Consider the following 22,224-nt stretch of genomic DNA (forward strand, 5'->3'; position numbering starts at 1 on the left):
CCGCTACACCGTGATGGCGCCGGAGACCAGCGCCCAGAGCGCCCCCAGCGCGACGAGCACGAGCACGCCGAAGACGACCATCTCGGGTGCCGTGAAGAGCCGCTGCTTCTGCTCGCGGCGGGCCAGGACGTACAGGAAAGTGCCCGGCGCATACAGGATCGCCGAGAGCAGCAGGAACTTGGGCCCGCCCGCGTACAGCATGCCCGCGGCATAGACCGTGGCGAGCGCGCCGCGGATCCAGTCGCCGGTGCGGCTGCGGCCGTCCTGCTCGTAGGTCTTGCCGGTCCAGGCGAGCTTGAGCCCGTAGGCGGCCACCAGCAGATAGGGGATCAGCGTCATCGAGCTGGTCATCTTCAACGCCAGCGTGAAGGCGTACTCGGCGAACCAGGTCACGAGCAGGAAGAGCTGGATCACGATGTTGGTGAGCCAGAGCGCGGCGGACGGCACCTTGTTGGCGTTCTCGCGCGCGAGAAAGCTCGGCATGGTCTGGTTCTTGGCCGCCGAATGCAGCACCTCGGCCGCCAGCAGCGACCACGACAGGTAGTTGCCGAGGATCGAGATCAGCAGGCCGACGCTGATGAAGACCAGGCCCCAGGGACCGACGATCGAGGCGAACACGCCGGCCATCGCGGGGGTCGGCAGCGCCTGCAGGTCGGGGCGCAGCAGCACGCCATAGGAGAACATCGTGACCAGGATCAGCAGGCAGAGCACGCCCAGGAAACCGAGCACGGTGGCGGTGCCGACGTCCTCGCGCTTCTTCGCGTGGCGCGAATAGACGCTCGCGCCCTCGATGCCGACGAACACGAAGACCGTCACCAGCATCGTGTTGCGGACCTGGCTCGCGAGACTCGACAGGCTGCGCTCCTCGCCGCCCCAGAAGTTCCAGGCAAAGATGTCGGCCTTGAAACCCGCGACCGCGACCACCAGGAAGACCGCGATCGGCACGATCTTGGCGACCGTGGCGATGGTGTTCAGCGCCGCCGCCTCCTTGACGCCGCGCAGTATCAGGAAGTGCACGCCCCAGAGGATCACCGACGCCGACATGATGGCGACCGCGGTCGAGCCGTCGCCGAAGACCGGGAAGAACTGCCCGAGCGTGGCCTTGATCAGCACCAGGCAGGCCACGTCGGCCAGGCAGCAGCCGATCCAGTAGCCCACCGCGGAAGCGAAGCCGAGGTAGTTGCCGAAGCCGGCCTTGGCGTAGGCGTAGATGCCGGTGTCGAGGTCGGGCCGGCGCCGCGACAGGGTCTGGAAGACCAGGGCCAGCATCAGCATGCCGGTGCCGGCGATGGCCCAGGCGATCAGCGCGCCGAAGCCGCCGGTCGACCGGCCGAAGGCCGAGGGCAGCGCGAAGATGCCCGAGCCGATCATCGATCCGACCACCAGCGCGATGAGCGCGCCGCGTGAAAGCTTCTGGTCTTGCGACGTCGTCATGCAGGATCGGGCAGGGAGGGCCGAGCCATCGGTGCACCCTCCGGAATTCTTGTTTGCATAGGTTCTCGTCGACTGTTCTGGCACAGCGGCCGCGTTCATGGACCGACTGTCGCGGCCGAGCATCAATCGCTCCCGTTCCTTTGTCAAGGATGACTTCTAGCGCCGATCGTGGTGCTGGATTTTCGGGTTCGATCGCCGCATGATCGGCCGCGCCAGGCCTCGCAACGCAAGTCGGGGCCAACCCGAGCAAGCTTCACACGACGAGAGGACAGCCATGAAATCGATCCCCAGTTGCTGCGCCGCCGGCAGCACCGAGACATCGCCCGCCTCCGGCCGCCGCGCGTGGCTGAAGGCGGGGGCAGGCACCGGCGCCGCCGTTCTGATGGCCGGCATCGGCCTGCGCACGGAGGACGCCGAGGCGGCTTCCCTGAGCCAGGCCCAGCGCGACGCGCTGACCCCCGACAAGGTCATCGAGATGATGAAGAAGGGGAACCAGCGCTTTCGCTCCGGCAAGCTGCAGGCGCACGACTACCTGGCGCAGAAGCGTTCCAGCGCCTCGGGCCAGTACCCGGCCGCGGTGATCCTGAGCTGCATCGACTCGCGCGCGCCGGCCGAGATCCTGCTCGACATGGGGATCGGCGACACCTTCAATGCCCGCATCGCCGGCAACATCGCCAACAAGGACCTGATGGGCAGCCTCGAGTTCGCCTGCGCGGCCGCCGGCGCCAAGGTGGTGCTGGTAATGGGCCACACGGCCTGCGGCGCAATCCGCGGCGCCATCGACAACGTGCAGCTCGGCAACCTCACCGGGTTGCTCGACACCATCAAGCCGGCCATCGCCGCGACCACCTACGCGGGCGAACGAAGCGGCAAGAACGCGGCCTTCGTCGACGCGGTGGCGCGGACCAACGTGCAGCAGACCATCGACACGCTGCGCAGCGGCAGCCCGATCCTCGCGGACCTCGAGAAGAAGGGGCAGATCAAGATCGTCGGGTCGATGTACGACCTGTCGAACGGCCTCGTGACCTTCCTGGCCTAGCGAGGCCGCGCCGGCGCCAACTCCAACTTTTTTTCAGGCAGACCTCATCATGAAGATCCATCTTTTCTCCCGCATCGCAACCCTCGCCATCGCCCTCGTGCTGACCGCCTGCGCGGCGCCCGGGCCGCAACCCGGATCGATGGTGATCCGCCAGGGCAAGATCGAGCAGATCACGCCGACGACGATCCGCAGCGAAGCCCATACCGGCGTCGGCGCCGTGCTCGGCGGCATCACGGGCGTGGGCCTGGGCAGCCTGATCGGCGGCGGCACCGGGCGCGACGTCGCGATGGTCGCCGGCGCGATCGGGGGCACCATGGCCGGCGCCGAGATCGCCAACCGCGCGGCCCAGTCGATGCCCGGCCAGGAGGTCTTCGTGCGCACCGACAGCGGCGTGCTGGTCGAGGTGACCCAGCCGATCATGCATGACCTGCGCGTCGGCCAGCGCGTGTTCCTCCAGGGCAGCGGCCACCAGACCCGGGTGATCCCGCAGTAACCGCGGCAGCCGCCGCCGGGATCAACGGTCCGGGCGCGGGCCAGGTCCGGCGCTGGCCAGGAGACAGTCGGCCACCTCTTCCGAGAAGCGCATGCGGCGCCCGTCGACGATCACGCTGTCCGGCCCTTGCGGGTCCGGATGGGCCGGAGGCAGCCCATGGGCGGCCAGCGCCTCGGCGCAGCCGACCCAGTCGCCGCGCTCGACCGGCTGGTTCAGCGAGGCCCAGGACAAGGTGCCGGCCACGTTGTCTCCGAACCCGTGCAGCTCGGTCCAGCTGGCGCCCTGCTCCAGCAGGAAGCGGGCGAGCGCGGAGTCGCCCCGGAACACCGCCTGGTTCAGGGCCGATGCATTCCAGTCTCCGCCCGGCACCGCGATCGGCCAGCCCGACCCGACCATGAGGCGCACGGCGTCGCTGCAGCCCTGGGCAGCGAGTTCGGGCAGCAGCCGAAGCTGGACGTCCGAGAGCATGTGGATCACCCGAGGCTGGGCCGCGCGAATCCGAAGGGCTTCCGCCTCGTCGGCCCGCGCGCACGCGGCGATGAACGCCTCCGCCACGGAAAGCCGGGGCTCGCCGCCGGCCTGGCCCAGAAGCCGGGCGATCTCCGGCAAGCCGAAGCGCGAGGCCAGCAGGCAGGCGCTGGTGCCGTCGCGGGTGCTGGCCGAAGGGTCGGCGCCGGCGGCCAGCAAGGCCTCGATGTGGGCCAGCGAGCGCCGCCTCCGGATGGCCCACAGCAGCGGCACCGCTGCATCGGCCACGGCGGGATCGCCGGCGGCTTCATTCGGATTCGCGCCGTTCGCCAACAGCAGCCGCAGCCCTTCGATGTCGTCGAAATCCAGCACGCGGCAGAGCGCGTTGGTGCCGGCCACGCGGGCCCCGGCCTGCAGCAGCAGCCACGTGCACGCGATGTTCTCCAGCGAGTGATAGAGGGATTCGCCGTCGTCGGGGTCCGCACCGGCGTCGAGCAGCAGCTTCGTCATTCCGGCGTCGTGGTTCTGTCCGGCAGCACCGTAGAGTGCGGACAGCGGCGAGGTCGGCGAGGGCTCGGCCAGCGACGCCGGCGGCCAGCGGCTGCCCACGGCCTGGTTCGGGTCCGCGCCGGCGTCGATCAGCAGCCTGGCGCAGGCGAGCAGGCGCTCGCGGAAGGCCGGCAGCCGCACCAGCGCCGAATGGGTGACGGCGACCAGCGGCGGCAGCTGCAGCGGGCCGCCCGGCCGATGCACCCAGCCGGGCTCGCGCGCGAGGGTCCGGCGCAGCAGCGCTTCATCGCCCGCCGCGCAAGCGAGATGGGGGTCCTCGCCGAGCAGTCCCGGCCTCTCCTGGAGCAAGCGCGCAGCGACCGAAGGCCGTGCGCGGTTCGTTCCTCCCGCGATGTCGCCGGCATAGACCAGCCCCAGCCAGTCGCGCACCGAGCGCGCGGGATCGGTCGACAGCGCCTGGCGCGCAAGCACGAAGGCCTGCAGGTCGGGCCAGGAGGCGAAGCCGTACTCGCGCGCCACGCAGGACTGCGCGTCGTGAAGCCGGAGGCCGAGGCTCGCGATCGCCGGATCGGACTTGCCAGCCACGGCCGGCAATGCTTCGCGAAATCGGCCGAAGGCGGCCGGGTCGCCGCTGCGGCAGGACGCCAGCAGTTCCTTGGCTTGCTTCTTGAGGTGGCCGATGTCGGGCCGGGGGGGAATGCGCTTCACGTGAACCTCCGTGCAACAGCGCCGACGACCCGCAGATTCGGCTGCACAAAGGAATGTGGCTGGGCACGAGAAGGCAAGTGGGTTCAACCCTTCCCGCGGGCCCGGGCGCGGCTTGCACCGCGGCCCGGATGTTAGAACAGGCCGTGCGCGCGGGTCAACGCGTGCGCATCGGGGAGGGGACGATCAAAAGGGAATGTCGTCGTCCATGTCGTCGAAGCCCGACGACGACTTGGCCGGCGCCTGGCGCGGAGCCGGTGCCGGAGCACGCGGCGCCGCTGCCGGCGGGCGCGAATAGCCGCCACCGCCGCCGCCGCCACCACCCTGCGAGTAGCCGCCGTCGTCGTCGCCGCCACCCGACGGGCCGCCCTGGCCCTGGCGGCTGCCCAGCATCTGCATCTGGTCGACACGGATGTCGGTGGCGTACTTCTCGACGCCGTCCTTGTCGTTGTACTTGCGCGTGCGGATCTGGCCTTCGACGTAGATCTGCGAGCCCTTGCGCAGGTACTGCGCGGCGATCTCGGCCAGCCGGCCGTTGAACACCAGGCGGTGCCACTCGGTGGCTTCGCGCATCTCGCCGCTCTGCTTGTCCTTCCACTTGTCGGTGGTGGCCAGGGTCACGTTGCAGACCTGGTCGCCGCTGGGAAAGGTACGGGTTTCGGGATCGCGTCCCAGGTTGCCGACGAGGATGACTTTGTTGACCGATGCCATGTGCACTGCCCCTGATGAATGGATGGAGGAGAAGGAAAAAGAGAACCGGAGATTGTGCCGCATGCGCCGGGCCGGAGTGCCGCCGCGGAATCGGCCGCCCAGGAAACCGGACGAAACCGGCCGATGGCCGGGAAAACGCCCAGGACTTATCATGTCCGGTTGCCCAAAATCGACCGCCCCGTGAATCTCCCCCCCGAAGACGCCTACCTCGGCGCCGTGCTGGCGCAGCAGCGCATCAGCATCCGCGGCGCGCGCACCCACAACCTCAAGAACGTCGACCTCGACATCCCGCGCAACAAGCTGGTGGTGATCACCGGCCTGTCGGGCTCGGGCAAGTCGAGCCTGGCCTTCGACACGCTCTATGCCGAGGGGCAGCGGCGCTACGTCGAGAGCCTGTCGGCCTATGCGCGGCAGTTCCTGCAGCTGATGGACAAGCCGGACGTCGACATGATCGAGGGCCTGTCGCCCGCGATCAGCATCGAGCAGAAGGCGACCAGCCACAACCCGCGCTCCACCGTCGGCACGGTGACCGAGATCCACGACTACCTGCGCCTCTTGTACGCCCGCGCCGGCACGCCCTACTGCCCCGAGCACCACCTGCCGCTGCAGGCGCAGACCGTGTCGCAGATGGTCGATGCCGCGATCGCGCTGCCCGACGAGCCGCGGCTGATGATCCTGGCGCCGGTGGCGCGCGAGAAGAAAGGCGAATTCCTCGAGCTTTTCGCCGAGATGCAGGCCCAGGGCTACATCCGCTTCCGGGTCGACGGCCAGACCTACGAATACAACGACCTGCCCAAGCTCAAGAAGACCGAGAAGCACGACATCGACGTGGTCATCGACCGCCTGCGCGCCCGCCCCGACATGCAGCAGCGGCTGGCCGAGAGCTTCGAGGCCGCGCTGCGGCTGGCCGACGGCCGCGCGATCGCGCTCGAGATGGAAACGCCGGCGGCCGAGGGCAGCACGCCGGCCGCGCCGCGCGAGCATCTGTTCAACGCCAAGTTCGCCTGCCCGATCTGCCATTACTCGCTGGCCGAGCTGGAGCCGCGGCTGTTCTCGTTCAATTCGCCGGTGGGCGCCTGCCCGAGCTGCGACGGCCTGGGGCATCGCGAGTTCTTCGATCCGGCGCGGGTCGTGGCCTTCCCGTCGCTGAGCCTCGCGAGCGGCGCGATCAAGGGCTGGGACCGGCGCAACGGCTACTACTTCAGCATGCTGGAGAGCGTGGCCAAGCACTACAAGTTCGACATCGACAAGCCCTTCGAGGAACTGCCCGCCTCGGTCCAGCAGACCGTTCTGCACGGCTCGGCGCAGGAAGAGATCAAGTTCAGCTACGTCATGGACAGCGGCCAGCAGGCCGGCAAGAAGCTGGTGCGCAAGCACCCCTTCGAGGGGATCATCCCGAACATGGCGCGGCGCTACCGCGAGACCGACTCGACGATGGTGCGCGAGGACCTCTCGCGCTTTCGCAACATGCAGCCTTGCCCCGACTGCGAAGGCACGCGCCTCAGGCCCGAGGCGCGCAATGTGTTCCTGGTCGACGAATCGGGGCCGGAGCCCAAGCGCATGGCGATCTACGAGATCAGCCACGCCACGCTGCGCGACAGCCTGGGCTACTTCCAGCAGCTGCAGCTGCGCGGCGCCAAGGCCGAGATCGCCGACAAGGTGGTGCGCGAGATCGGCCTGCGGCTCAAGTTCCTCAACGACGTCGGCCTCAACTACCTGAGCCTGGACCGCAGCGCCGAGACCCTGTCGGGCGGTGAAGCCCAACGGATCCGGCTGGCCTCGCAGATCGGCTCCGGCCTGACCGGCGTGATGTACGTGCTCGACGAGCCCAGCATCGGCCTGCACCAGCGCGACAACGACCGGCTCATCAGCACGCTGCGCCACCTGCGCGACATCGGCAACAGCGTGATCGTGGTCGAGCACGACGAGGACATGATCCATGCCGCCGACCACGTGATCGACATGGGGCCGGGCGCCGGCGTGCATGGCGGCCGCGTGATGGCGCAGGGCAGCTATGCCGAGGTCGCGGGCAATCCGGACTCGCTGACCGGGCAGTACCTGTCGGGCGCGAAGAAGATCGAAGTACCCGCGCGACGTACGCCATGGCTGCCGGTGGTCGCCACGGCGGCCTTCCACGCCGGCAAGAAGCCGCCGCGCTTTCCGCCCAGCCCGGCGGCCGAGCGGCGCGCGGCGCGGGAGGCGGCGCACCTGGCCTCGCAGAGCGATCTGCAGGAGATCCGCGTCATCGGCGCCACGGGCAACAACCTCAAGAACGTCAGCGTCGCCTTCCCGGTCGGCCTCTTGACCTGCGTGACCGGCGTCTCGGGCTCGGGCAAGTCGACGCTGGTCAACGACACGCTCTACAGCGCGGTCGCCCGCACGCTGTACCGCGCCCATGAAGAGCCGGCCGCGCACGAAGCCATCGAGGGCATCGAGTACTTCGACAAGGTGATCAACGTCGACCAGTCGCCGATCGGCCGCACGCCGCGCAGCAATCCGGCGACCTACACCGGCCTGTTCACGCCGATCCGCGAGCTGATGGCCGAGACCAACACCGCGCGCGAGCGCGGCTACGGGCCGGGCCGCTTCAGCTTCAACGTCGCGGGCGGCCGCTGCGAGGCCTGCCAGGGCGACGGCGTGGTCAAGGTCGAGATGCACTTCCTGCCCGACGTCTACGTGCCCTGCGAGGTCTGCCACGGCCAGCGCTACAACCGCGAAACGCTGGAGGTGCTCTACAAGGGCCGCAACATCGCGCAGATCCTGGACATGACGGTGGAGACCGCGCACGACTTCCTGAAGGCGGTGCCGACCATCGAGCGCAAGCTGCGCACCTTGCTCGATGTCGGCCTGAGCTACATCAAGCTGGGCCAGTCGGCGACCACGCTGTCGGGCGGCGAAGCGCAGCGCGTCAAGCTGGCGCTGGAGCTCAGCAAGCGCGACACCGGCCGCACGCTCTACATCCTCGACGAGCCGACCACCGGGCTGCACTTCGCCGACATCGAGCTGCTGCTGAAGGTGCTGCACCAGCTGCGCGACGCCGGCAACACCATCGTCGTGATCGAGCACAACCTGGACGTCATCAAGACCGCCGACTGGGTGATCGACATGGGGCCCGAGGGCGGCGCCGGCGGCGGCACGGTGGTGGGCACCGGCACGCCCGAGGCCATCGCGGCCAACGAGGCCAGCCATACCGGGCGCTATCTGAAGCGGCTGCTGGAGGGCTGAGCCGCGCCTCAGGGGCGCGCGAGGCTACTCGGAGTAGGCCCAGAGGTCGACCAGCAGAGTGCCGTTGTCGGCCAGCAGCCTGAACCTTGCGGGTGCGTAGTCCGTGTCTGCGGCCAGCACACCCGAGGCCGAGGCCGGCAGGCCGCCACAGGCATCGGTGCTGGCCGAGAGGCCGAGCTTCAGCGAGTTGGGCAGCACGCCCGCAGACAGCTTGCCGGAGAGCTTGCAGGCCGAGCTGCCGGCCACGATGGCGCCGTCCGCCGTCACGCTGAAGTCGGCCACCACGCCGGCCGTCGTCTGCGTGCGGTAGCGCCCGGCCAGCTTGGCGAGGTCGACGCCCGCATCCGCGAGGCCATGGCTCTGCAGCAGGGTCACCGACACGTCCTTGTCGGAGGCCGGCACACCGACCCAGGCACCGCCCGCGTCGCGCCGGTAGCTCTGCTTGGCGCGGTCGTCGCTGTCGCCGAAGACGAGCAGCCGGCTGCCGTCCGCCGCTGCGTAGTACTTGCCGACCGTGGGCGCGCCGGCGTCGCCGGTGCTCACCACATAGGTGCCCGCGGCCAGGTCGTCGACGCTGACCTTCGGCGCCGGCGCCGGCGTTGGCGTCGTCGTTGCCGGGGGTGTGGTCGCTCCGGGCAGGAACCCGCTCCCGCCGCTGCCGCCGCCACCGCAGGCAGCCAACAGCAGCGCGGCGCTGCACGCCGCCATCCAACCGAATATGCGATTCATGCTGCGCATCTCACTTGCTCAGCAGATCGCGCAGGCGCAGACGCAGCCATTGCTGGCCCGCGGGCCGGTGGTCGAAGCCCACCTGCATCGCCGTGACCGAGACCTTGGTCTTCGACACCAGCGCCTCGTCTTCGGCCTGGGCCGCCGTGGCGGCCGTGCCCGCCGCGCCGCCGATGCCGTAGGGCGGCGTGTTGTTGAACTTCAGCGCGTACAGCTCGAAGCTGCCGTGGCGCGAGAAGGCCCACGACAGGCCCGCGGTCGGCGCGTTGGGGAAGTTGACGTTGAGCGCCAGCCCATCGGGCAGCAGCGCGCCGCTGCCCGCCTTGGCCTGCAGTTCCTTGACCAGCTTGACCGAGAGCTGCGCCACCACGGCGGAATAGGCGTTGGCCAGGCCGGTGTTGTCGGTGGTGTCGGCGCCAGCGCTCAAGGCGATGGCCGGCAGGCCGCGGCCAGCCGCGAACTGGGCATTGCCCACGGTGCCCGAGTTGTTCACCACGCGCCCGACGTTCTGCCCTTCGTTCGGGCCCGACAGCACCAGGTCCGGCGCCTTGCCCCAGCGGGCCTTGGCCAGCACGTCGAGACCGTACATCGTCGCCATTACGGGCGTGCCGTGCACATAGTTGTAGTCGCCGCCGGTGTAGCCGGCCTTCGTGAACGGGCCCACCGCCGGCGCGCCCGTGGCGGCGGCACCGTTGTGGCAGCCGCCTTCGGCATCGATCTGGGTCTTGTCGTTGTCGGAAATGATGACGCTGGTGCTGTACATCACGATCGCGGCGCCGCGTCCGCTCTGGCCGGTGCAGGGCACCGACACGATCACATCGTGGCCGTCGGCCTTGAGCGCCTCGTAGAGCGCCTTGAGGTTGCTGGTCAGGCCGTCGTCGTTGGACAGCAGGATGTTGAGGGCGAAGGCCGGACTGGCCAGGCCGAGCAAGGCCGCGGCGGCGGCAAGACGGAGTTTCATGGAAGAGTGGGTGCGATGTTGCTTGAATCGCCGGTTGGGCGAAGGCACCGCGAACTGCGTTGCGGCGCGGATGTTGGCCGCGCCGGGTGACATCGCCGTGACACCGTCGGCTCACGGATGTCGCGGATGTCGCGCGCGCGACTGCGCGGCTTGCCGGCCATGACCTCCCAGGTCATCGACGCCGCGCACCGGCCCGGCGACATTGGAGGCAAGCCGGAGCCGCAGGGGCGCCGGCAGCCACCAGGCCGAACTTCCCAGGCCAACGAAAGAGCATCATGAACGGCTTCGACATCCTTCCCCTCGCAGTGGCCCTCCTCATCGGCATCGCCGCCGTGGGTTCCTGCATCGGCATCGGCATCGTGGGTGCGAAGCTGCTGGAAGGCACGGCACGGCAGCCCGAACTCAAGGACACGCTGCAGACGCTGTTCTTCCTGATCGCCGGCGTGACCGACGGCGCGTTCATCATCGCCACCGGCATCGGCCTGTGGTTCGCAACGGCCAATCCGTTCCGCGGCTGAAGCTGCGCGCTCAGGCAGTGGCGAGCGAGCGAGCGGCGCAGCTGACGGCCGATGGCCGTCCCCTCGCCGGCCTGCGGGCCGAGCCTTCGCTGTCCAGCCCGCGCCACAGCGCGGCATCGCCGGCCCGCCGCGCCGCCTCCATCGCGGTCAGGTGCAGCAGGCTGCGCTGGGCCTGGCTGCCGCCGTAGCCCTGCGCATCGGGCAGCAGCGGCAGCAGCAGTTCGGCGCAGTGCGCATGGCGGCCTTCGCCGAAGGCCATGACCGCCTCGCACACGGTCCCGGCCTCGGCCCACCAGGGCCCCGGCGCGGCCGCCGGCACCGCGGCCATCGCACGCCGGCCGGCTTGCGCCGCCTCGTGCTCCTGCGCCCCGACCAGCGCCAGCATGGCGTGGACATCGTTGAAGACCGACCAGCCCCAGTGGGCCTGTTCGCGCCAGCGCGCCGCCAGCGACTGCCAGCGCCCCGCGACATCGACACCGCGCAGGCCGAGCCGCCACAGCAGCGCGCTGGCATCGGCCAGGTCCATCGCCATCGAGGCCGGGCCCGGCGCGATCGCGCGGTCGTAGACCGCCAGTGCCGAGGCCGGGTCGTCGTTCGACAGGTGCAGCAGCGCCAGGTGCCAGAAGTTGTGGACCGCCAGCGCGTTGTCGCGCTGCCAGAGCGAGGTGCCGGTGCTGAGCCAGCGGATGCCCTCGTCCACCCGGCCCTGCATCTCGTACACATGCGCCACCGCATGCACCGCCCAGGTGTCGTGGGGATTGCGTTCCAGCGCCTGCAGGCCGAGCGCCTCGGCGCGCGCGTACTCGTTGCATTCCTCGAGGCCGAAGGCCTGCATGCCGAGCAGGTAGCCGAAGCCCGCGTCGTCTTCGCTCCACTGCGCGAGCACGCGGCCGATGCGGTCGCGCAGCATCTGCGAGCGGCCCAGCACCAGGTCGCTCATGTGTGCCAGTTGCAGCGCGAAGAGGTCGCGCGGATGGTCGACCAGGTGGCGGTCGAGCAGCCGGTTGGCATGCGCCATGTCGCCGTCGGCCCAGTGCTGCAGCGCGGCCTGGAAGGACCGCTCGCGCGGATTCGGGCGACGCCGGCCGCCGCTGGCCGCCGCCAGGCACTCGCGCGCCGACGGCAGCAGCCCGGCATCGAAGCCGCTCAGCATGAAGCCGGCCGTCAGGAGGTGGCCGGCGATGAAGTCCGGGTCCTCGTCGAGCACCGGCTGGAGCACCGCGACCGGATCGGTCCGCAGGCTGTTGAAGAGGTCGAGCGCCTGCGCGTAGCCGGCCACGGAGGCAGGGCGGTCGGTCGATAGCGCGAGGCCGCGGGCGTCGGCGAGGGTCATGGCTGCTCCTTGAATCGATGACGCTCCGAGCGTAAGTTCGGAGCTTCCGAAGACCCGCAGCGATTCCCGCAACAACCCTGACGATTCCGCCATCCGATGCCCCAAGGCCGCGCGCTACCGCTCTTCGCCATCCTGGTCACGCCGGAAAGCGCGGCTTCGGTGGTCTACGGCATGTACGACCTGTTCAAGGGCGCCGGCCGCGACTGGCCGCTGGTGGTCGACGGCGCCCCGGGGCCGCCGCTGATCGAGGCGGTGATCGTCAGTGCGAAGGGCGGCGTGCTGCGCGCAGCCAACGGCGTGCCGATCGAGGCCCACCGGGGCTTCGCCGAACTCGCACCGCCCGACGTGATCTGCGTGCCGGAGCTGATGATCGCCCCGACCGAACCGCCGGTCGGCCGCTTCGAGGCCGAGGTCGCCTGGGTGCGCGAATGCCACGCCCGCGGCGCCCTGGTCGCCACCGCCTGCTCGGGCGCCTTGCTGCTGGCCGAGGCCGGGCTGCTCGACGACGAGGACGCCACCACCCACTGGGCCTTCTGCGACCTGATGCAGCGCCGCTATCCGCGCATCCGCGTGCGGCCGCAGCGCGCGATGGTGGCCGCAGGCGACGGCCAGCGGCTGGTGATGGCCGGCGGCGGCAGTTCGTGGATGGACCTCGCGCTCTACCTGATCGCCCGCTGCGTCGGCGTCGAGGCTGCGATGCAGGTGGCGCGGATCAACCTGATCGACTGGCACCACGTCGGCCAGCAGCCTTTCGCGCGGGTGGCCAGCACGCGCCAGGTGGAGGATGCGGTGATCGGCCGCTGCCAGGCGTGGATCGCCGACCACTACGCGCACTCGGCCCCGGTGGCCGGCATGGCGAGCCACAGCGGACTGGCCGAGCGCTCGTTCCAGCGCCGCTTCAAGCTGGCCACCGGCATGACGCCGATGGCTTACGTGCAAACGCTGCGGATCGAGGAGGCGAAGCACCTGCTCGAGACCACGGGCGATGCGCTGGAGGCGATCGCCAACGAGGTCGGCTACGACGACGCGGCCTTCTTCGGCCGCCTGTTCCGCCGCAGCGTGAACCTGACGCCGGCGCAGTACCGGCGGCGCTTCGGCGGCCTGCGTGCGGCGCTGGCCGGACCCGGCTAGGTGCCGGCCCGGCGCACGCGCAGCATCCCCTCCTGCGCGGTGGAGGCCACCAGCCGGCCGTCGCGCGCGAAGATGCTGCCGCGGCAGAGGCCGCGGGCGCCGCTCGCGCTGGGCGAATCGAGGCTGTAGAGCAGCCAGTCGTCGAGCCGGAAGTCGCGATGGAACCACATCGCGTGGTCGAGGCTCGCGGGGCGCACCTGGCCGCTCATGAAGCTCAGGCCGTGGGGCCGCATCGCCGCGCCCAGCAGGCCGTGGTCGGAGGCATAGGCCAGCAGCGCGCGATGCACGTTGGGGTCGTCGGGCAGCGCGGCGATGGCGCGCATCCAGAGCGAGTTCTCGGCCGGCCGCGCCTCGGGGGTCAGCAGGTCGTCGGGGTCGACCCGGCGGTACTCGAGGCCGTGCGGCAGGAGGCCCTTGACCTTCCAGCGCTCGGGCAGCCGCTCGCCGAGCGCGATGCGCTGCTCGCGCTCGCTCGCCAGGCCCTCGGGACCGGCCACGGGCGGCATCGCCGACTGGTGGTCGATGCCGTCGTCGACCGTCTGAAACGAGGCCGACATCTCGAAGATGATGCGCTCGCCCTGGCGCGCCACCACGTGGCGGGTGGTGAAGCTGCGGCCGTCGCGCACGCGGTCGACCGCGTAGTCGATCGGCGCGTGCTCGCCGGGCAGCAGGAAGTAGGCGTGCATCGAATGCGCCGGACGGTCGGCCTCGACCGTGCGGCTGGCGGCCATCAGGGCCTGGCCCAGCACCTGGCCGCCGAAGACCGCGGGGGTTCCGATGTCCTCGCTCTGGGCCCGGAAGCGGTCGTCGCCCAGCGGTTCGAGGCGCATCAGGTCGACCAGTTCGGCGACGACGCGGGTGGCAGTGGTGTGATCGATCATCGGGAGCGCGCAAAAAAGACAGCCTGCGACGATAGCAAAGAGCGCGCCGCGATGCTGTCCCGCGGCTGTCAGCCCGCGCTCAGGTGTCGAGGTCGACGCCGTCGGCCGCCAGCCTGCGCTGCAGCGCAGGCACGTCGACCGCCGCGAAATCGCCCGCACCCAGCGCCGCCGCGGCCGTGCCGGCGGCCTGCCCCATCACGAAGCAGCCGCCGCTGGCGCGCGCGGCCGACTGGCCCTCGTGCGTCATCGAGGCGCAGCGGCCGGCCACCAGCAGGTTGGCGACGCCGCGCGGCACCAGCATGCGCCAGGGCAGCTGGTTGTAGGTGCGGCGCTCGTCGCGCGGAAAGGCCCACTCGATGCGGCCTGCCGCGTGCATCTCCATCGGCCAGGCGTTGATGCCGATGCTGTCGCCGAAGCGGGCCGACGACAGGATGTCCTCGCCGGTCAGCGCGTACAGGCCCTCGATGCGGCGGGTTTCGCGGATGCCGACCTGGGGCGCGATCTCGACGATGGCCGAACGCTCGAAGCCTGGCACCTCGGCCTTCAGGAAGCGGAAGAACTCGCCGATCTGGCGCCGGCCCTCGACCTCGCCGTCGCTGAGCTGGCGGGCGTCGACCCCGTTCATCGCGCCACCCTCGGCATTGCGGATCTGCGTCACGTTGGCGCGCCATTCGCGCGGGTCGATCTGCGGCCGCAGGATCGCGCCCTCGCGCGGAAAGCTGTAGGCAGCCGGGTCGCGCTCGCGCGCCTGCTGCATCAGGTCGTTGATGGCCTTGAATTCGCCGACCGCCGCCAGCGCCCGCTCCGCCTCGACGTGGCCGACCCGGAACATGGTGGACGGGAACAGCCCGCTGCCCTGCCCGTCGCCGACCACGAAGGGCACGCCGGCGAAGGCCGCCACGTCGGCATCGCCGCTGGCGTCGATGAAGGCATTGGCGCGGATCGCCTGGCGGCCCGACTTGGTCTCGACCACCAGCGCCGCGATCCGATCGCCGTCCATCACGACGGCCGCGGCCAGCGCATGGAACAGCAGGTGCACGCCGGCGGCCAGCAGCAGCTGGTCGGCCGCGCACTTGTAGATCGAGGTGTCGTAGGAGCGCACGCGGATGCGGCCATGCAGGCCGTCCTGCGGCTTGTTGAGGCCGCCCAGGGCGTCGATGCGCGCCAGCAGCTCGTCGGCGACGCCGCGCACCAGCAGCGTCATCTCGCCCTCGCGCTTGCCGTAGAGGCCGGCGAAGTTGGTGACGCCGCCGGCGGTCCCCATGCCGCCGAGGAAGCCATAGCGCTCCACCAGCAGCGTGCGCGCGCCGTGGCGCGACGCACTCCCCGCGGCGGCGATGCCGGCCGGCCCGCCGCCGACCACCACGACGTCGTAGTCGCCGAAGACCGGCAGCGTGCGTTGCGGCTCGACGACAGCCTGGCTCACTGGAGTTTGATTCCGTTGGTGGAGATGATCTTCGACATGATCGCCGCCTCTTCCTTGACGCGTGCGCGCATGCCGTCGGGCGAGGTGCCGACCGCCTGCCAGCCCTGTTCGAACAGCTTCTGGCGCACTTCGGGCGACTTCATGACGATCGCGAGCTCCTTCGAGATGCGGTCCTGCGCGGTTTTCGACAGGCTCGCGGGGCCGACCAGCGCGGTCCAGACCTCGAGGTTGAAATCGCGCACGCCGGCATCCGACAGTGCCGGCACGTCGGGCGCCAGCGTGCTGCGCCCGCTGGTCAGGCCGACCGCCTTGACCTTGCCGGCCTTGACCTGCGGCAGCGCCACGCCCGGCGGAATCAGCGCCATCTGGATCTGGTTGCCGATCAGGTCGGTCATGACCTGCGGATTGCCCTGGTAGGGCACGTGCTCGGCCTTCAGGCCCGGCACCTTGCTCTTGAGCAGCTCCATGCCGAGATGCCCGACCGAGCCGACGCCGACCGAACCGTAGCTCCACTTGTCGCCGCCCTTGCGCGCGGCGTCGAAGAAGGCGGCGCCCGCGGGCAGGCCGCCCTGGCTCACCAGCACCAGCGGCGCGGTGGCGATCAGCGACAGGTAGCTGAAGTCCTTGCCCGGGTCGTAGGGCAGCTTCGGGTACAGCATCTTCGACGAGGTCAGGTTGCCGTTGATGACGATGCCCAGCGTGTGGTCGTCGGTCGCCTTGGCCACCTGGTCGGCCGCGATGTTGCCCGAGGCGCCGGGCTTGTTGTCGACCACCACCGGCTGGCCGAGGGCCTTGGCCAGCGGCTCGGCGATGGTGCGCGCCGCGATGTCGGGGGTCGAGCCGCCCGGGAAGCCGACGATCAGCCGGATCGGCTTGGTCGGCCAGGCCGCGGCCTGCGCCGAAGCGGCGAAGGGCAGGACAGCGGCGCCGACGCCGCAGGCGGCAGCGATCAGGAAGGCTCTCTTGGAGGGGTGCATGGAAACTCGGTCGAGGGAAATTGGGGAACCCAAGGATAGCCCCGTCTTGTAACCAGACGTCATCGCGCTCTCATTCGAGGCTGATGTTGCCGCGCTTCACGAGTTCGCCGTAGACCTTCGATTTCGCCTCGGCGTTGCGCTCGATCTCTTCGGGCGACCAGGCCAGCGGCTCGAAGGCGAAGGTGTCGAAGCGGGCCCGGATCTCGGGGTCGGCGATGACCTTGGCGACATCGGCGTTGATCTTCATGCGGATCGCGGCCGGCACGCCCTTCGGCGTCAGCAGCGAGACGAAGGAGTTGACCTCCAGCCCGGCCGGACCGCCGGACTCGGCCATGGTCGGCACCTCGGGCATCTGCGGGATGCGCTTGGGTGCCGCGATCGCGATGTAGCGCAGCTTGCCGGCCTTGTAGATCCCCTGGCTCGACGGCAGGCTGGCGAAACTCCAGGCCACCTCGCCCGAGCCGACGTTGGCGAACAGCTGCGAGACCTCGCGGTAGGGCACGTGCTGCATCTGGGTGCCGGTCAGCGCCTCGAGCTGCTGGGCGCCCAGGTGGCCGGGGCTGCCGACGCCCCACGAGCCGTAGCTGAGCTGCCCCGGCTTCGCCTTGGCGGCAGCGACCAGGTCGCTCATGTTCTTCCACGGCGAGTCGGTCGGCACGGCGACGAAGAAGGGCGTTCGGAACAGCGAGGCCACCGGGTCGAAATGCTGCAGCGTCACGAAGTTGCGCGACTTGTAGAGGTGCGGCAGGGCGGCGACGTGCTCGCTGTCGAGCTGCAGCAGCGTGTAGCCGTCGGGCGCCGCGCGACGCACCTGCTCGATCGCGATGAAGCCGCCGCCGCCGGGCTTGTTGTCGACCAGCACGCGCTGGTTCCAGAGCCGGCCGAGCTTGTCGGAGATCAGCCGCAGCACCGCGTCGGGGCCGCTGCCGGCCGCGAAGGGCGTGACGATCGTGACCGGCCTGGTCGGGAAATCCGCGGCCGGCGCCTGGGCCGCCGCGCTGGTGGAAAGCAGGGCCATGGCGCCGGCGGCGACCAGTGAAAGGAGGGATTTCATTTGTTTGTCTCGTGATTGTGAAAAAGGATCCGGCGTTTTTATCAGGCCGCCACCGCGACTCGCGCGTCGTCCAGGCAATGCGCGGGGTTCCAGCCATAGAGCCACTCGACCGCGTCGTAGAAGCGCTCGGGCGTGCGGCCGACCCAGAGGCTGTTGCGCACCAGCCGCTCGACGCCCTTGGCGTGGTAGATCCGGCCCATCTCGCGCACCGACAGCACGACGCGCGCGGTGCGTGCCACGCGGGCCTCGGCGTAGAGACGAAAGGCCGCGCCCAGGTCGAAGTCGCAGGCCTCGACCGCGGCGCCCAGCGTGACCGCATCTTCCAGCGCCATGCAGGCGCCCTGTGCCAGGTACTGCATCATCGGATGCGCGGCATCGCCCAGCAGCGTGGCCCGGCCCTCGCTCCAGGTGGCGACCGGCTCGCGGTCGGCGGTGCTCCAGCGGCGCCAGGAGGTGGGGCGGTCGAGCAGCTGCCGCGGGCGCGCGTGCACCCCCTCGAAGTACGACATCACCTCGTCCTTGCTGCCTTCGCTGACGCCCCACTGCTCGCGCTCGCGGCTGTGGAAGGTGACGACCAGGTTGTACTGCTCGCCCTGGCGCAGCGGGTAGTGCACCAGGTGGCAGTTCGGGCCGGCCCAGACCACCGGTGCGTTCCAGCGCAGGTCCTCGGGCATGTCGGCCGCCGGCACCACGGCGCGGTAGACCACATGGCCCGAGACCCGCGGCGCATCGCCGATGAGCTTGGCGCGCACCACCGACTTGACGCCGTCGCAGCCGACGATGCCGTCGGCGCCGAAGCGACGGCCATCGCGCGTGACCGCGGTCACGCCGCGCTCGCCGAGCTCCAGCGCCTCGACCTGGGCCGAGGTATGGAAGCGGATCAGCGGCTGCCGCTTCACGGCTTCGTGGATGGCGCCGTGCAGGTCGGCCCGGTGGCTCACCGCATAGGGGTTGCCGAAGCGCGCCCTGTAGGCCTCGCCGACCGGCACCGAGCCGACCTCGCTGCAGTCGACCGCGTCCATCATCACCAGCCGGTCGGTGAACACCGAGCCGCGCCGCACCGCCTCGCCCACGCCGAGCGCATCGAGCGCCGCGAAGGCGTTGGGGCCGAGCTGCAGGCCGGCGCCGATCTCGCCGATGGCGGCGCTCTGCTCCAGCAGGTCGACGCCGATGCCCAGGCGCGCCAGCGCCAGCGCCGCGGCGAGGCCGCCGATGCCGCCGCCGACCAGCAGCACGGAGGGCTTGTTCCCGTTCGAGAGGCTCATGATCGCTCCCTTCGGATCAGTCGACGCGCACCGAGATCGGCTCGAGGCCGTCGATGCGCACCTTCATCGTCTGCCCACGCTGCACCGCGCCCACGCCCTCGGGCGTGCCGGTGAAGACGAGGTCGCCGGGCTGCAGCGCGAACAGGGTCGAGAGGTTGGCGATGACTTCGCCGACCGACCAGATCAGGTTGCGGATGTCGCTCTTCTGGCGCACTTCGCCATCGACTTCGAGCGTGATCGCGCCCGTCGCCATCTCGCCGATCGCGGCCCGCGGGCGCAGCACGCCCACCGGGGCCGAGAAGTCGAAGGCCTTGCCGATCTCCCACGGCCGGCCCTGCTCGCGCATCTTCATCTGCAGGTCGCGGCGCGTCATGTCGAGGCCGACCGCGTAGCCCCAGATGTGGCGATGCGCATCGTCGACCGCGATGTCGCGGCCGCCCTCGCCGATCGCCACCACCAGCTCGGCCTCGTAGTGGTAGTTGGCGGTCAGGGCCGGATAGGGGATGGCCACCGTGCGGCCCGCGGGCACCGGCACCACCGAGGCGTCGTCGTTCGGCTTGCAGAAGAAGAAGGGCGGCTCGCGGTCGGGGTCGAAGCCCATCTCGCGCGCATGGGCCGCGTAGTTGCGGCCGACGCAGTAGACGCGGCGCACCGGAAACAGTTCGGTGCTGCCGGCGATCGGAAGGCCGACGATGGCCGGGGGCGGAAGAACGAAGGACATGGGAGCTCCTGCCGCGCGCGGCGGCCATGGGAATGGAGAAATGGCCGCCCGCGGCAGCCGGGGGAATCAGGCGTTGTCGAGGAAGGCTTCGCGCAGCACGCCCATCGCCTGCTGGACCGGCCGATCGGAGAAGCTGAACAGCACCACCTCGTCGGCGGCCGCGAGGCGCAGCGGCGCCCAGGAAGGGACGACGAAGGTGTCGCGCGGCCCGAAGGCGAAGCACTGGCCGCCGATCTCTGCCGTGCCGCGGCCCTCGACCACGCTGTAGACCGCGCCGTCGGTGGCGCGGTGCGGCTTGCCGCCGAAGCCGGCCGGCAGCAGTTGCAGATTCGTCGCGATGGTCGGCATCGGCGAGCCACCGGTCAGCGGGTTGACGTAGCGCAGCTTGTGGCCCAGCCAGGCGTCGGGCGCTTCCTGCCGCTGCAGTTGCGCCAGCGCCTCGCGGCTGCGCGCATAGGGGTAGTTGAAGATCGGCGAAGTCGGCGACGCGTGGTCGTGGCGCACCGGCACCATGTTGTGGCCGAAGCGCGCCAGGCTGTGGCCTTCGGGCCGCGCCACCTGCTGCGAGCGGGCATCGTCGTTCTCGGCGAAGCCGGCGTCGAAGAAGCGGATCATCGGGATGTCCAGGCCGTCGAGCCAGACCACCGGCTCGCTGGCGCCCTCGATGCCTTCGTTGCCGTGGTCGTGCCAGGCCCACGAGGGCGTGATGATGAAGTCGCCCGGATGCATCGTGGTGCGCTCGCCGCCGACCGTGGTGTAGGCGCCCTTGCCGTCGACGATGAAGCGCAGCGCCGACTGCACGTGGCGGTGCGAGGGCGCGACCTCGCCCGGCATGATCAGCTGCAGCCCGGCATAGAGCGACTGCGTGATCGACGAGCGGCCGGGGATCGCCGGGTTCTCGAGCACCAGCACGCGGCGCACCGCCTCCTCGGCGGTGATCAGCGCCGCCGACTCCATCAGCAGCGGGCGGATCTCGTCGTAGCGCCACAGCGCCGGCACGCAGGGCGTCTGCGGCTCGCGCGGCACCAGCGCGTGCAGCGACTCCCACAGCGGGGTCAGGTTCAGCGGGCGGATGCGCTCGTAGTAGTCGCGGCGTTCGTTCATGGGGCTTGTCTCCTGGCGGCGGGCGCCGAGGCACGGATTGTTGGCCCGGACCACTATTTGCTCAAGCCTTGCCGCCAATACCTCGAATAACGTTTTTGGATAATGGTGGGCCTCCCACCCACCGGAAATCCCATGTCCAAGCTCGACCTCGAATGGCTCTCGGTCTTCGACGAGGTCTACAAGACCGGCAGCGTCTCGAAGGCGGCCGATCGCCTGGGCTTGGCGCAGGCGGCGGCCAGCACCATGCTCAACAAGCTGCGCGCCCACTTCGACGACCGCCTGTTCGTGCGCACCGCCCAGGGCATGCAGCCCACGCCGTACGCGCAGCGGCTGGTCCACCACGTGCGCGAGGTGCTGGCCCAGCTCGACCAGGCCCGCGGCAGCCGCGCCGGCTTCGCGCCGGCCGAGGCGCGGCGCAGCTTCCGCATCTGCATGACCGACATCAGCGAGGTGGTGCTGCTGCCGGGCCTGCTCGACCACCTGCGGCGCCAGGCGCCAGGCGTGCACCTCGAGACCGAGATCATCTCGACCGACAGCGGACGCCGGCTGGAGGACGGCGAGGTCGACCTCGCGGTCGGCTTCATGCCGCAGCTGGACGCCGGCTTCTACCAGCAGACGCTCTTCATGCAGAACTTCGTCTGCCTGGCGGCGCAGAACCATCCGCGCATCGGCGTCCGGCTCACCCGCCGGCGCTTCGAGGCCGAGGCGCACGCGGTGATCTCCTCGTCGGGGACCGGCCACGCGATCGTCGACAAGACCATCGCCCGCCTCGGGCTGGAGCGCAACGTGGTGGTGCGCCTGTCCAGCTTCCTGAGCGTGGCGCGGATCGTGGCCCACACCGAGCTGATCGTGATCGTGCCGCGGATCCTCGGCGAGGTGCTGGCCACGCAGGAGCCGGTGCGGCTGCTGGAGCCGCCCTTCGCGCTGCCTTCGTACGCGGTCAAGCAGCACTGGCACGAGCGCTTCCACGCCGACGCCGGCAACATGTGGCTGCGGCGCACGGTGGCGCAGCTGTTCGCGCCCCGAAACGCCGCGGCGCTCGCATAATCGGCGTCCTCGATCCACTCCTCGCCCGGGCCAACCATGTCGTCCATCACCCTGCGCTTCCTGGCCGAACCCAGCACCGTCAATTTCGGCGGCAAGGTGCACGGCGGCACTGTCATGAAATGGATCGACGAGGCCGGCTACGCCTGCGCCACCAGCTGGTCCAAGCGCTACTGCGTCACGGTCTTCATCGGCAGCATCCGCTTCCATCGCCCGATCATGATCGGCGACCTGGTCGAGGTCGAGGCCCGCCTCGCCTACACCGGCAACAGCAGCATGAACATCTCGGTCGAGGTGCGCAGCGGCGACATGAAGGGCGGCGACATGCACAAGACCACCGAGTGCCTGGTGGTCTTCGTCTCGGTCGATTCGCACGGTCGCACCCTGCCGGTCGACACCTTCACCCCCGGCACGCCCGGCGAGATGGCGCTGGCCGAGCGGGCCCGGGCGCATCTGGAGGCGGCCCGGGCGGCCGCGGCTGCGAGTTAGGGTCCG

20 protein-coding genes are annotated in these 22,224 nt (G+C 70.3%); 7 read left to right on the plus strand and 13 right to left on the minus strand.

Annotated elements, in window-relative coordinates; genetic code table 11:
• Nucleotides 1-3: 3 nt before the first annotated feature.
• Complete coding sequence (locus tag QTI45_RS19665; RefSeq protein WP_286371676.1) at nucleotides 4-1,434, minus strand: basic amino acid/polyamine antiporter; 1,431 nt, start codon at nucleotides 1,432-1,434, stop codon at nucleotides 4-6.
• A 274-nt stretch (nucleotides 1,435-1,708) separates the two neighbouring features.
• Between QTI45_RS19665 and QTI45_RS19670 the strand changes: the two genes are divergently transcribed.
• Together QTI45_RS19670 and QTI45_RS19675 are read left to right on the plus strand one after the other, a co-directional pair.
• Nucleotides 1,709-2,473, plus strand: a complete 765-nt coding sequence (locus tag QTI45_RS19670) for a carbonic anhydrase family protein (protein ID WP_286371677.1) — start codon at nucleotides 1,709-1,711, stop codon at nucleotides 2,471-2,473.
• Between the two features lie 49 nt (nucleotides 2,474-2,522).
• Nucleotides 2,523-2,966, plus strand: coding sequence for an outer membrane lipoprotein (locus tag QTI45_RS19675; protein WP_286655577.1), 444 nt, complete (start codon nucleotides 2,523-2,525; stop codon nucleotides 2,964-2,966).
• Nucleotides 2,967-2,987: 21 nt separating this feature from the next.
• On the opposite strand, the gene QTI45_RS19680 is transcribed toward QTI45_RS19675, so the two are convergent.
• Both QTI45_RS19680 and ssb read right to left on the minus strand, forming a co-directional pair.
• Nucleotides 2,988-4,652, minus strand: a complete 1,665-nt coding sequence (locus QTI45_RS19680; protein ID WP_286655578.1) for an ankyrin repeat domain-containing protein — start codon at nucleotides 4,650-4,652, stop codon at nucleotides 2,988-2,990.
• Nucleotides 4,653-4,835: 183 nt separating this feature from the next.
• Entirely contained in the window at nucleotides 4,836-5,360 is a 525-nt protein-coding gene (ssb, locus tag QTI45_RS19685; protein ID WP_286655579.1) for a single-stranded DNA-binding protein, read from the minus strand.
• Between the two features lie 123 nt (nucleotides 5,361-5,483).
• Between ssb and uvrA the strand changes: the two genes are divergently transcribed.
• Nucleotides 5,484-8,585 (plus strand): excinuclease ABC subunit UvrA, encoded by a 3,102-nt coding sequence (gene uvrA / locus QTI45_RS19690; RefSeq protein WP_444813292.1) that lies wholly within the window; start codon nucleotides 5,484-5,486, stop codon nucleotides 8,583-8,585.
• A gap of 24 nt (nucleotides 8,586-8,609) precedes the next feature.
• Here the strand turns inward: uvrA and QTI45_RS19695 are convergent, their stop codons facing one another.
• On the minus strand, nucleotides 8,610-9,314 hold the full coding sequence (locus tag QTI45_RS19695; RefSeq protein WP_286655581.1) for a hypothetical protein: 705 nt from the start codon (nucleotides 9,312-9,314) through the stop codon (nucleotides 8,610-8,612).
• 10 nt (nucleotides 9,315-9,324) lie between these two features.
• Complete coding sequence (locus tag QTI45_RS19700) at nucleotides 9,325-10,275, minus strand: 5'/3'-nucleotidase SurE (RefSeq protein WP_286655582.1); 951 nt, start codon at nucleotides 10,273-10,275, stop codon at nucleotides 9,325-9,327.
• Nucleotides 10,276-10,550: 275 nt separating this feature from the next.
• On the opposite strand from QTI45_RS19700, the gene atpE reads away from it, so the two are divergent.
• Nucleotides 10,551-10,793 carry a F0F1 ATP synthase subunit C gene (atpE, locus tag QTI45_RS19705; RefSeq protein WP_286371684.1) on the plus strand — a complete coding sequence of 81 codons (243 nt, stop codon included), beginning with the start codon at nucleotides 10,551-10,553 and terminating at the stop codon, nucleotides 10,791-10,793.
• A 10-nt stretch (nucleotides 10,794-10,803) separates the two neighbouring features.
• On the opposite strand, the gene QTI45_RS19710 is transcribed toward atpE, so the two are convergent.
• The gene (locus QTI45_RS19710; RefSeq protein ID WP_286655583.1) at nucleotides 10,804-12,126 is read right to left on the minus strand and encodes a tetratricopeptide repeat protein; all 1,323 of its coding nucleotides are present in this window, start codon (nucleotides 12,124-12,126) and stop codon (nucleotides 10,804-10,806) included.
• 96 nt (nucleotides 12,127-12,222) lie between these two features.
• On the opposite strand from QTI45_RS19710, the gene QTI45_RS19715 reads away from it, so the two are divergent.
• Nucleotides 12,223-13,257: a GlxA family transcriptional regulator gene (locus tag QTI45_RS19715; protein WP_286371686.1), complete on the plus strand. Its 1,035-nt coding sequence runs from the start codon at nucleotides 12,223-12,225 to the stop codon at nucleotides 13,255-13,257.
• Here QTI45_RS19715 and QTI45_RS19720 read toward each other — a convergent pair.
• The 7 genes from QTI45_RS19720 to gtdA all read right to left on the minus strand — a co-directional run bounded on the left by QTI45_RS19720 (nucleotide 13,254) and on the right by gtdA (nucleotide 20,685).
• On the minus strand, nucleotides 13,254-14,138 hold the full coding sequence (locus tag QTI45_RS19720; RefSeq protein ID WP_286655584.1) for an acyl-CoA thioesterase: 885 nt from the start codon (nucleotides 14,136-14,138) through the stop codon (nucleotides 13,254-13,256). The two genes, QTI45_RS19715 and QTI45_RS19720, sit on opposite strands and share 4 nt — an antisense overlap.
• A 79-nt stretch (nucleotides 14,139-14,217) precedes the next feature.
• A complete protein-coding gene (locus QTI45_RS19725) occupies nucleotides 14,218-15,564 on the minus strand; it encodes an FAD-dependent oxidoreductase (protein WP_286655585.1) in 1,347 nt (448 codons plus the stop codon).
• Nucleotides 15,561-16,541: a Bug family tripartite tricarboxylate transporter substrate binding protein gene (locus QTI45_RS19730; RefSeq protein ID WP_286655586.1), complete on the minus strand. Its 981-nt coding sequence runs from the start codon at nucleotides 16,539-16,541 to the stop codon at nucleotides 15,561-15,563. The genes QTI45_RS19725 and QTI45_RS19730 overlap by 4 nt, the downstream gene beginning before the upstream one ends.
• Before the next feature lie 70 nt (nucleotides 16,542-16,611).
• A complete protein-coding gene (locus QTI45_RS19735) occupies nucleotides 16,612-17,595 on the minus strand; it encodes a Bug family tripartite tricarboxylate transporter substrate binding protein (protein WP_444813293.1) in 984 nt (327 codons plus the stop codon).
• Between the two features lie 41 nt (nucleotides 17,596-17,636).
• The gene (locus QTI45_RS19740; protein WP_286655587.1) at nucleotides 17,637-18,860 is read right to left on the minus strand and encodes a 3-hydroxybenzoate 6-monooxygenase; all 1,224 of its coding nucleotides are present in this window, start codon (nucleotides 18,858-18,860) and stop codon (nucleotides 17,637-17,639) included.
• A 16-nt stretch (nucleotides 18,861-18,876) separates the two neighbouring features.
• Complete coding sequence (locus tag QTI45_RS19745) at nucleotides 18,877-19,581, minus strand: fumarylacetoacetate hydrolase family protein (RefSeq protein ID WP_286655588.1); 705 nt, start codon at nucleotides 19,579-19,581, stop codon at nucleotides 18,877-18,879.
• Between the two features lie 66 nt (nucleotides 19,582-19,647).
• Nucleotides 19,648-20,685, minus strand: a complete 1,038-nt coding sequence (gene gtdA, locus QTI45_RS19750; RefSeq protein ID WP_286655589.1) for a gentisate 1,2-dioxygenase — start codon at nucleotides 20,683-20,685, stop codon at nucleotides 19,648-19,650.
• 132 nt (nucleotides 20,686-20,817) lie between these two features.
• On the opposite strand from gtdA, the gene QTI45_RS19755 reads away from it, so the two are divergent.
• Both QTI45_RS19755 and QTI45_RS19760 read left to right on the plus strand, forming a co-directional pair.
• A complete protein-coding gene (locus QTI45_RS19755; RefSeq protein ID WP_286655590.1) occupies nucleotides 20,818-21,732 on the plus strand; it encodes a LysR family transcriptional regulator in 915 nt (304 codons plus the stop codon).
• A 36-nt stretch (nucleotides 21,733-21,768) separates the two neighbouring features.
• The gene (locus tag QTI45_RS19760; protein WP_286371694.1) at nucleotides 21,769-22,218 is read left to right on the plus strand and encodes an acyl-CoA thioesterase; all 450 of its coding nucleotides are present in this window, start codon (nucleotides 21,769-21,771) and stop codon (nucleotides 22,216-22,218) included.
• Nucleotides 22,219-22,224 lie beyond the last annotated feature (6 nt).

This window comes from Variovorax saccharolyticus, from assembly GCF_030316765.1.
In the GTDB taxonomy this organism is placed as follows: domain Bacteria; phylum Pseudomonadota; class Gammaproteobacteria; order Burkholderiales; family Burkholderiaceae_C; genus Variovorax; species Variovorax saccharolyticus.

Coding starts and splice junctions, on each gene's coding strand:
- QTI45_RS19675 (WP_286655577.1), top strand. CDS start 2,523: ATGAAGATCCATCTTTTCTCCCGCATCGCAACCCTCGCCATCGCCCTC.
- QTI45_RS19695 (WP_286655581.1), bottom strand. CDS start 9,314: ATGAATCGCATATTCGGTTGGATGGCGGCGTGCAGCGCCGCGCTGCTG.
- QTI45_RS19755 (WP_286655590.1), top strand. CDS start 20,818: ATGTCCAAGCTCGACCTCGAATGGCTCTCGGTCTTCGACGAGGTCTAC.
- QTI45_RS19670 (WP_286371677.1), top strand. CDS start 1,709: ATGAAATCGATCCCCAGTTGCTGCGCCGCCGGCAGCACCGAGACATCG.
- QTI45_RS19715 (WP_286371686.1), top strand. CDS start 12,223: ATGCCCCAAGGCCGCGCGCTACCGCTCTTCGCCATCCTGGTCACGCCG.
- uvrA (WP_444813292.1), top strand. CDS start 5,484: ATGGCCGGGAAAACGCCCAGGACTTATCATGTCCGGTTGCCCAAAATC.
- QTI45_RS19735 (WP_444813293.1), bottom strand. CDS start 17,595: ATGAAATCCCTCCTTTCACTGGTCGCCGCCGGCGCCATGGCCCTGCTT.
- QTI45_RS19665 (WP_286371676.1), bottom strand. CDS start 1,434: ATGACGACGTCGCAAGACCAGAAGCTTTCACGCGGCGCGCTCATCGCG.
- QTI45_RS19730 (WP_286655586.1), bottom strand. CDS start 16,541: ATGCACCCCTCCAAGAGAGCCTTCCTGATCGCTGCCGCCTGCGGCGTC.
- QTI45_RS19720 (WP_286655584.1), bottom strand. CDS start 14,138: ATGATCGATCACACCACTGCCACCCGCGTCGTCGCCGAACTGGTCGAC.
- QTI45_RS19745 (WP_286655588.1), bottom strand. CDS start 19,581: ATGTCCTTCGTTCTTCCGCCCCCGGCCATCGTCGGCCTTCCGATCGCC.
- QTI45_RS19740 (WP_286655587.1), bottom strand. CDS start 18,860: ATGAGCCTCTCGAACGGGAACAAGCCCTCCGTGCTGCTGGTCGGCGGC.
- QTI45_RS19700 (WP_286655582.1), bottom strand. CDS start 10,275: ATGAAACTCCGTCTTGCCGCCGCCGCGGCCTTGCTCGGCCTGGCCAGT.
- ssb (WP_286655579.1), bottom strand. CDS start 5,360: ATGGCATCGGTCAACAAAGTCATCCTCGTCGGCAACCTGGGACGCGAT.
- atpE (WP_286371684.1), top strand. CDS start 10,551: ATGAACGGCTTCGACATCCTTCCCCTCGCAGTGGCCCTCCTCATCGGC.
- QTI45_RS19710 (WP_286655583.1), bottom strand. CDS start 12,126: ATGACCCTCGCCGACGCCCGCGGCCTCGCGCTATCGACCGACCGCCCT.
- gtdA (WP_286655589.1), bottom strand. CDS start 20,685: ATGAACGAACGCCGCGACTACTACGAGCGCATCCGCCCGCTGAACCTG.
- QTI45_RS19760 (WP_286371694.1), top strand. CDS start 21,769: ATGTCGTCCATCACCCTGCGCTTCCTGGCCGAACCCAGCACCGTCAAT.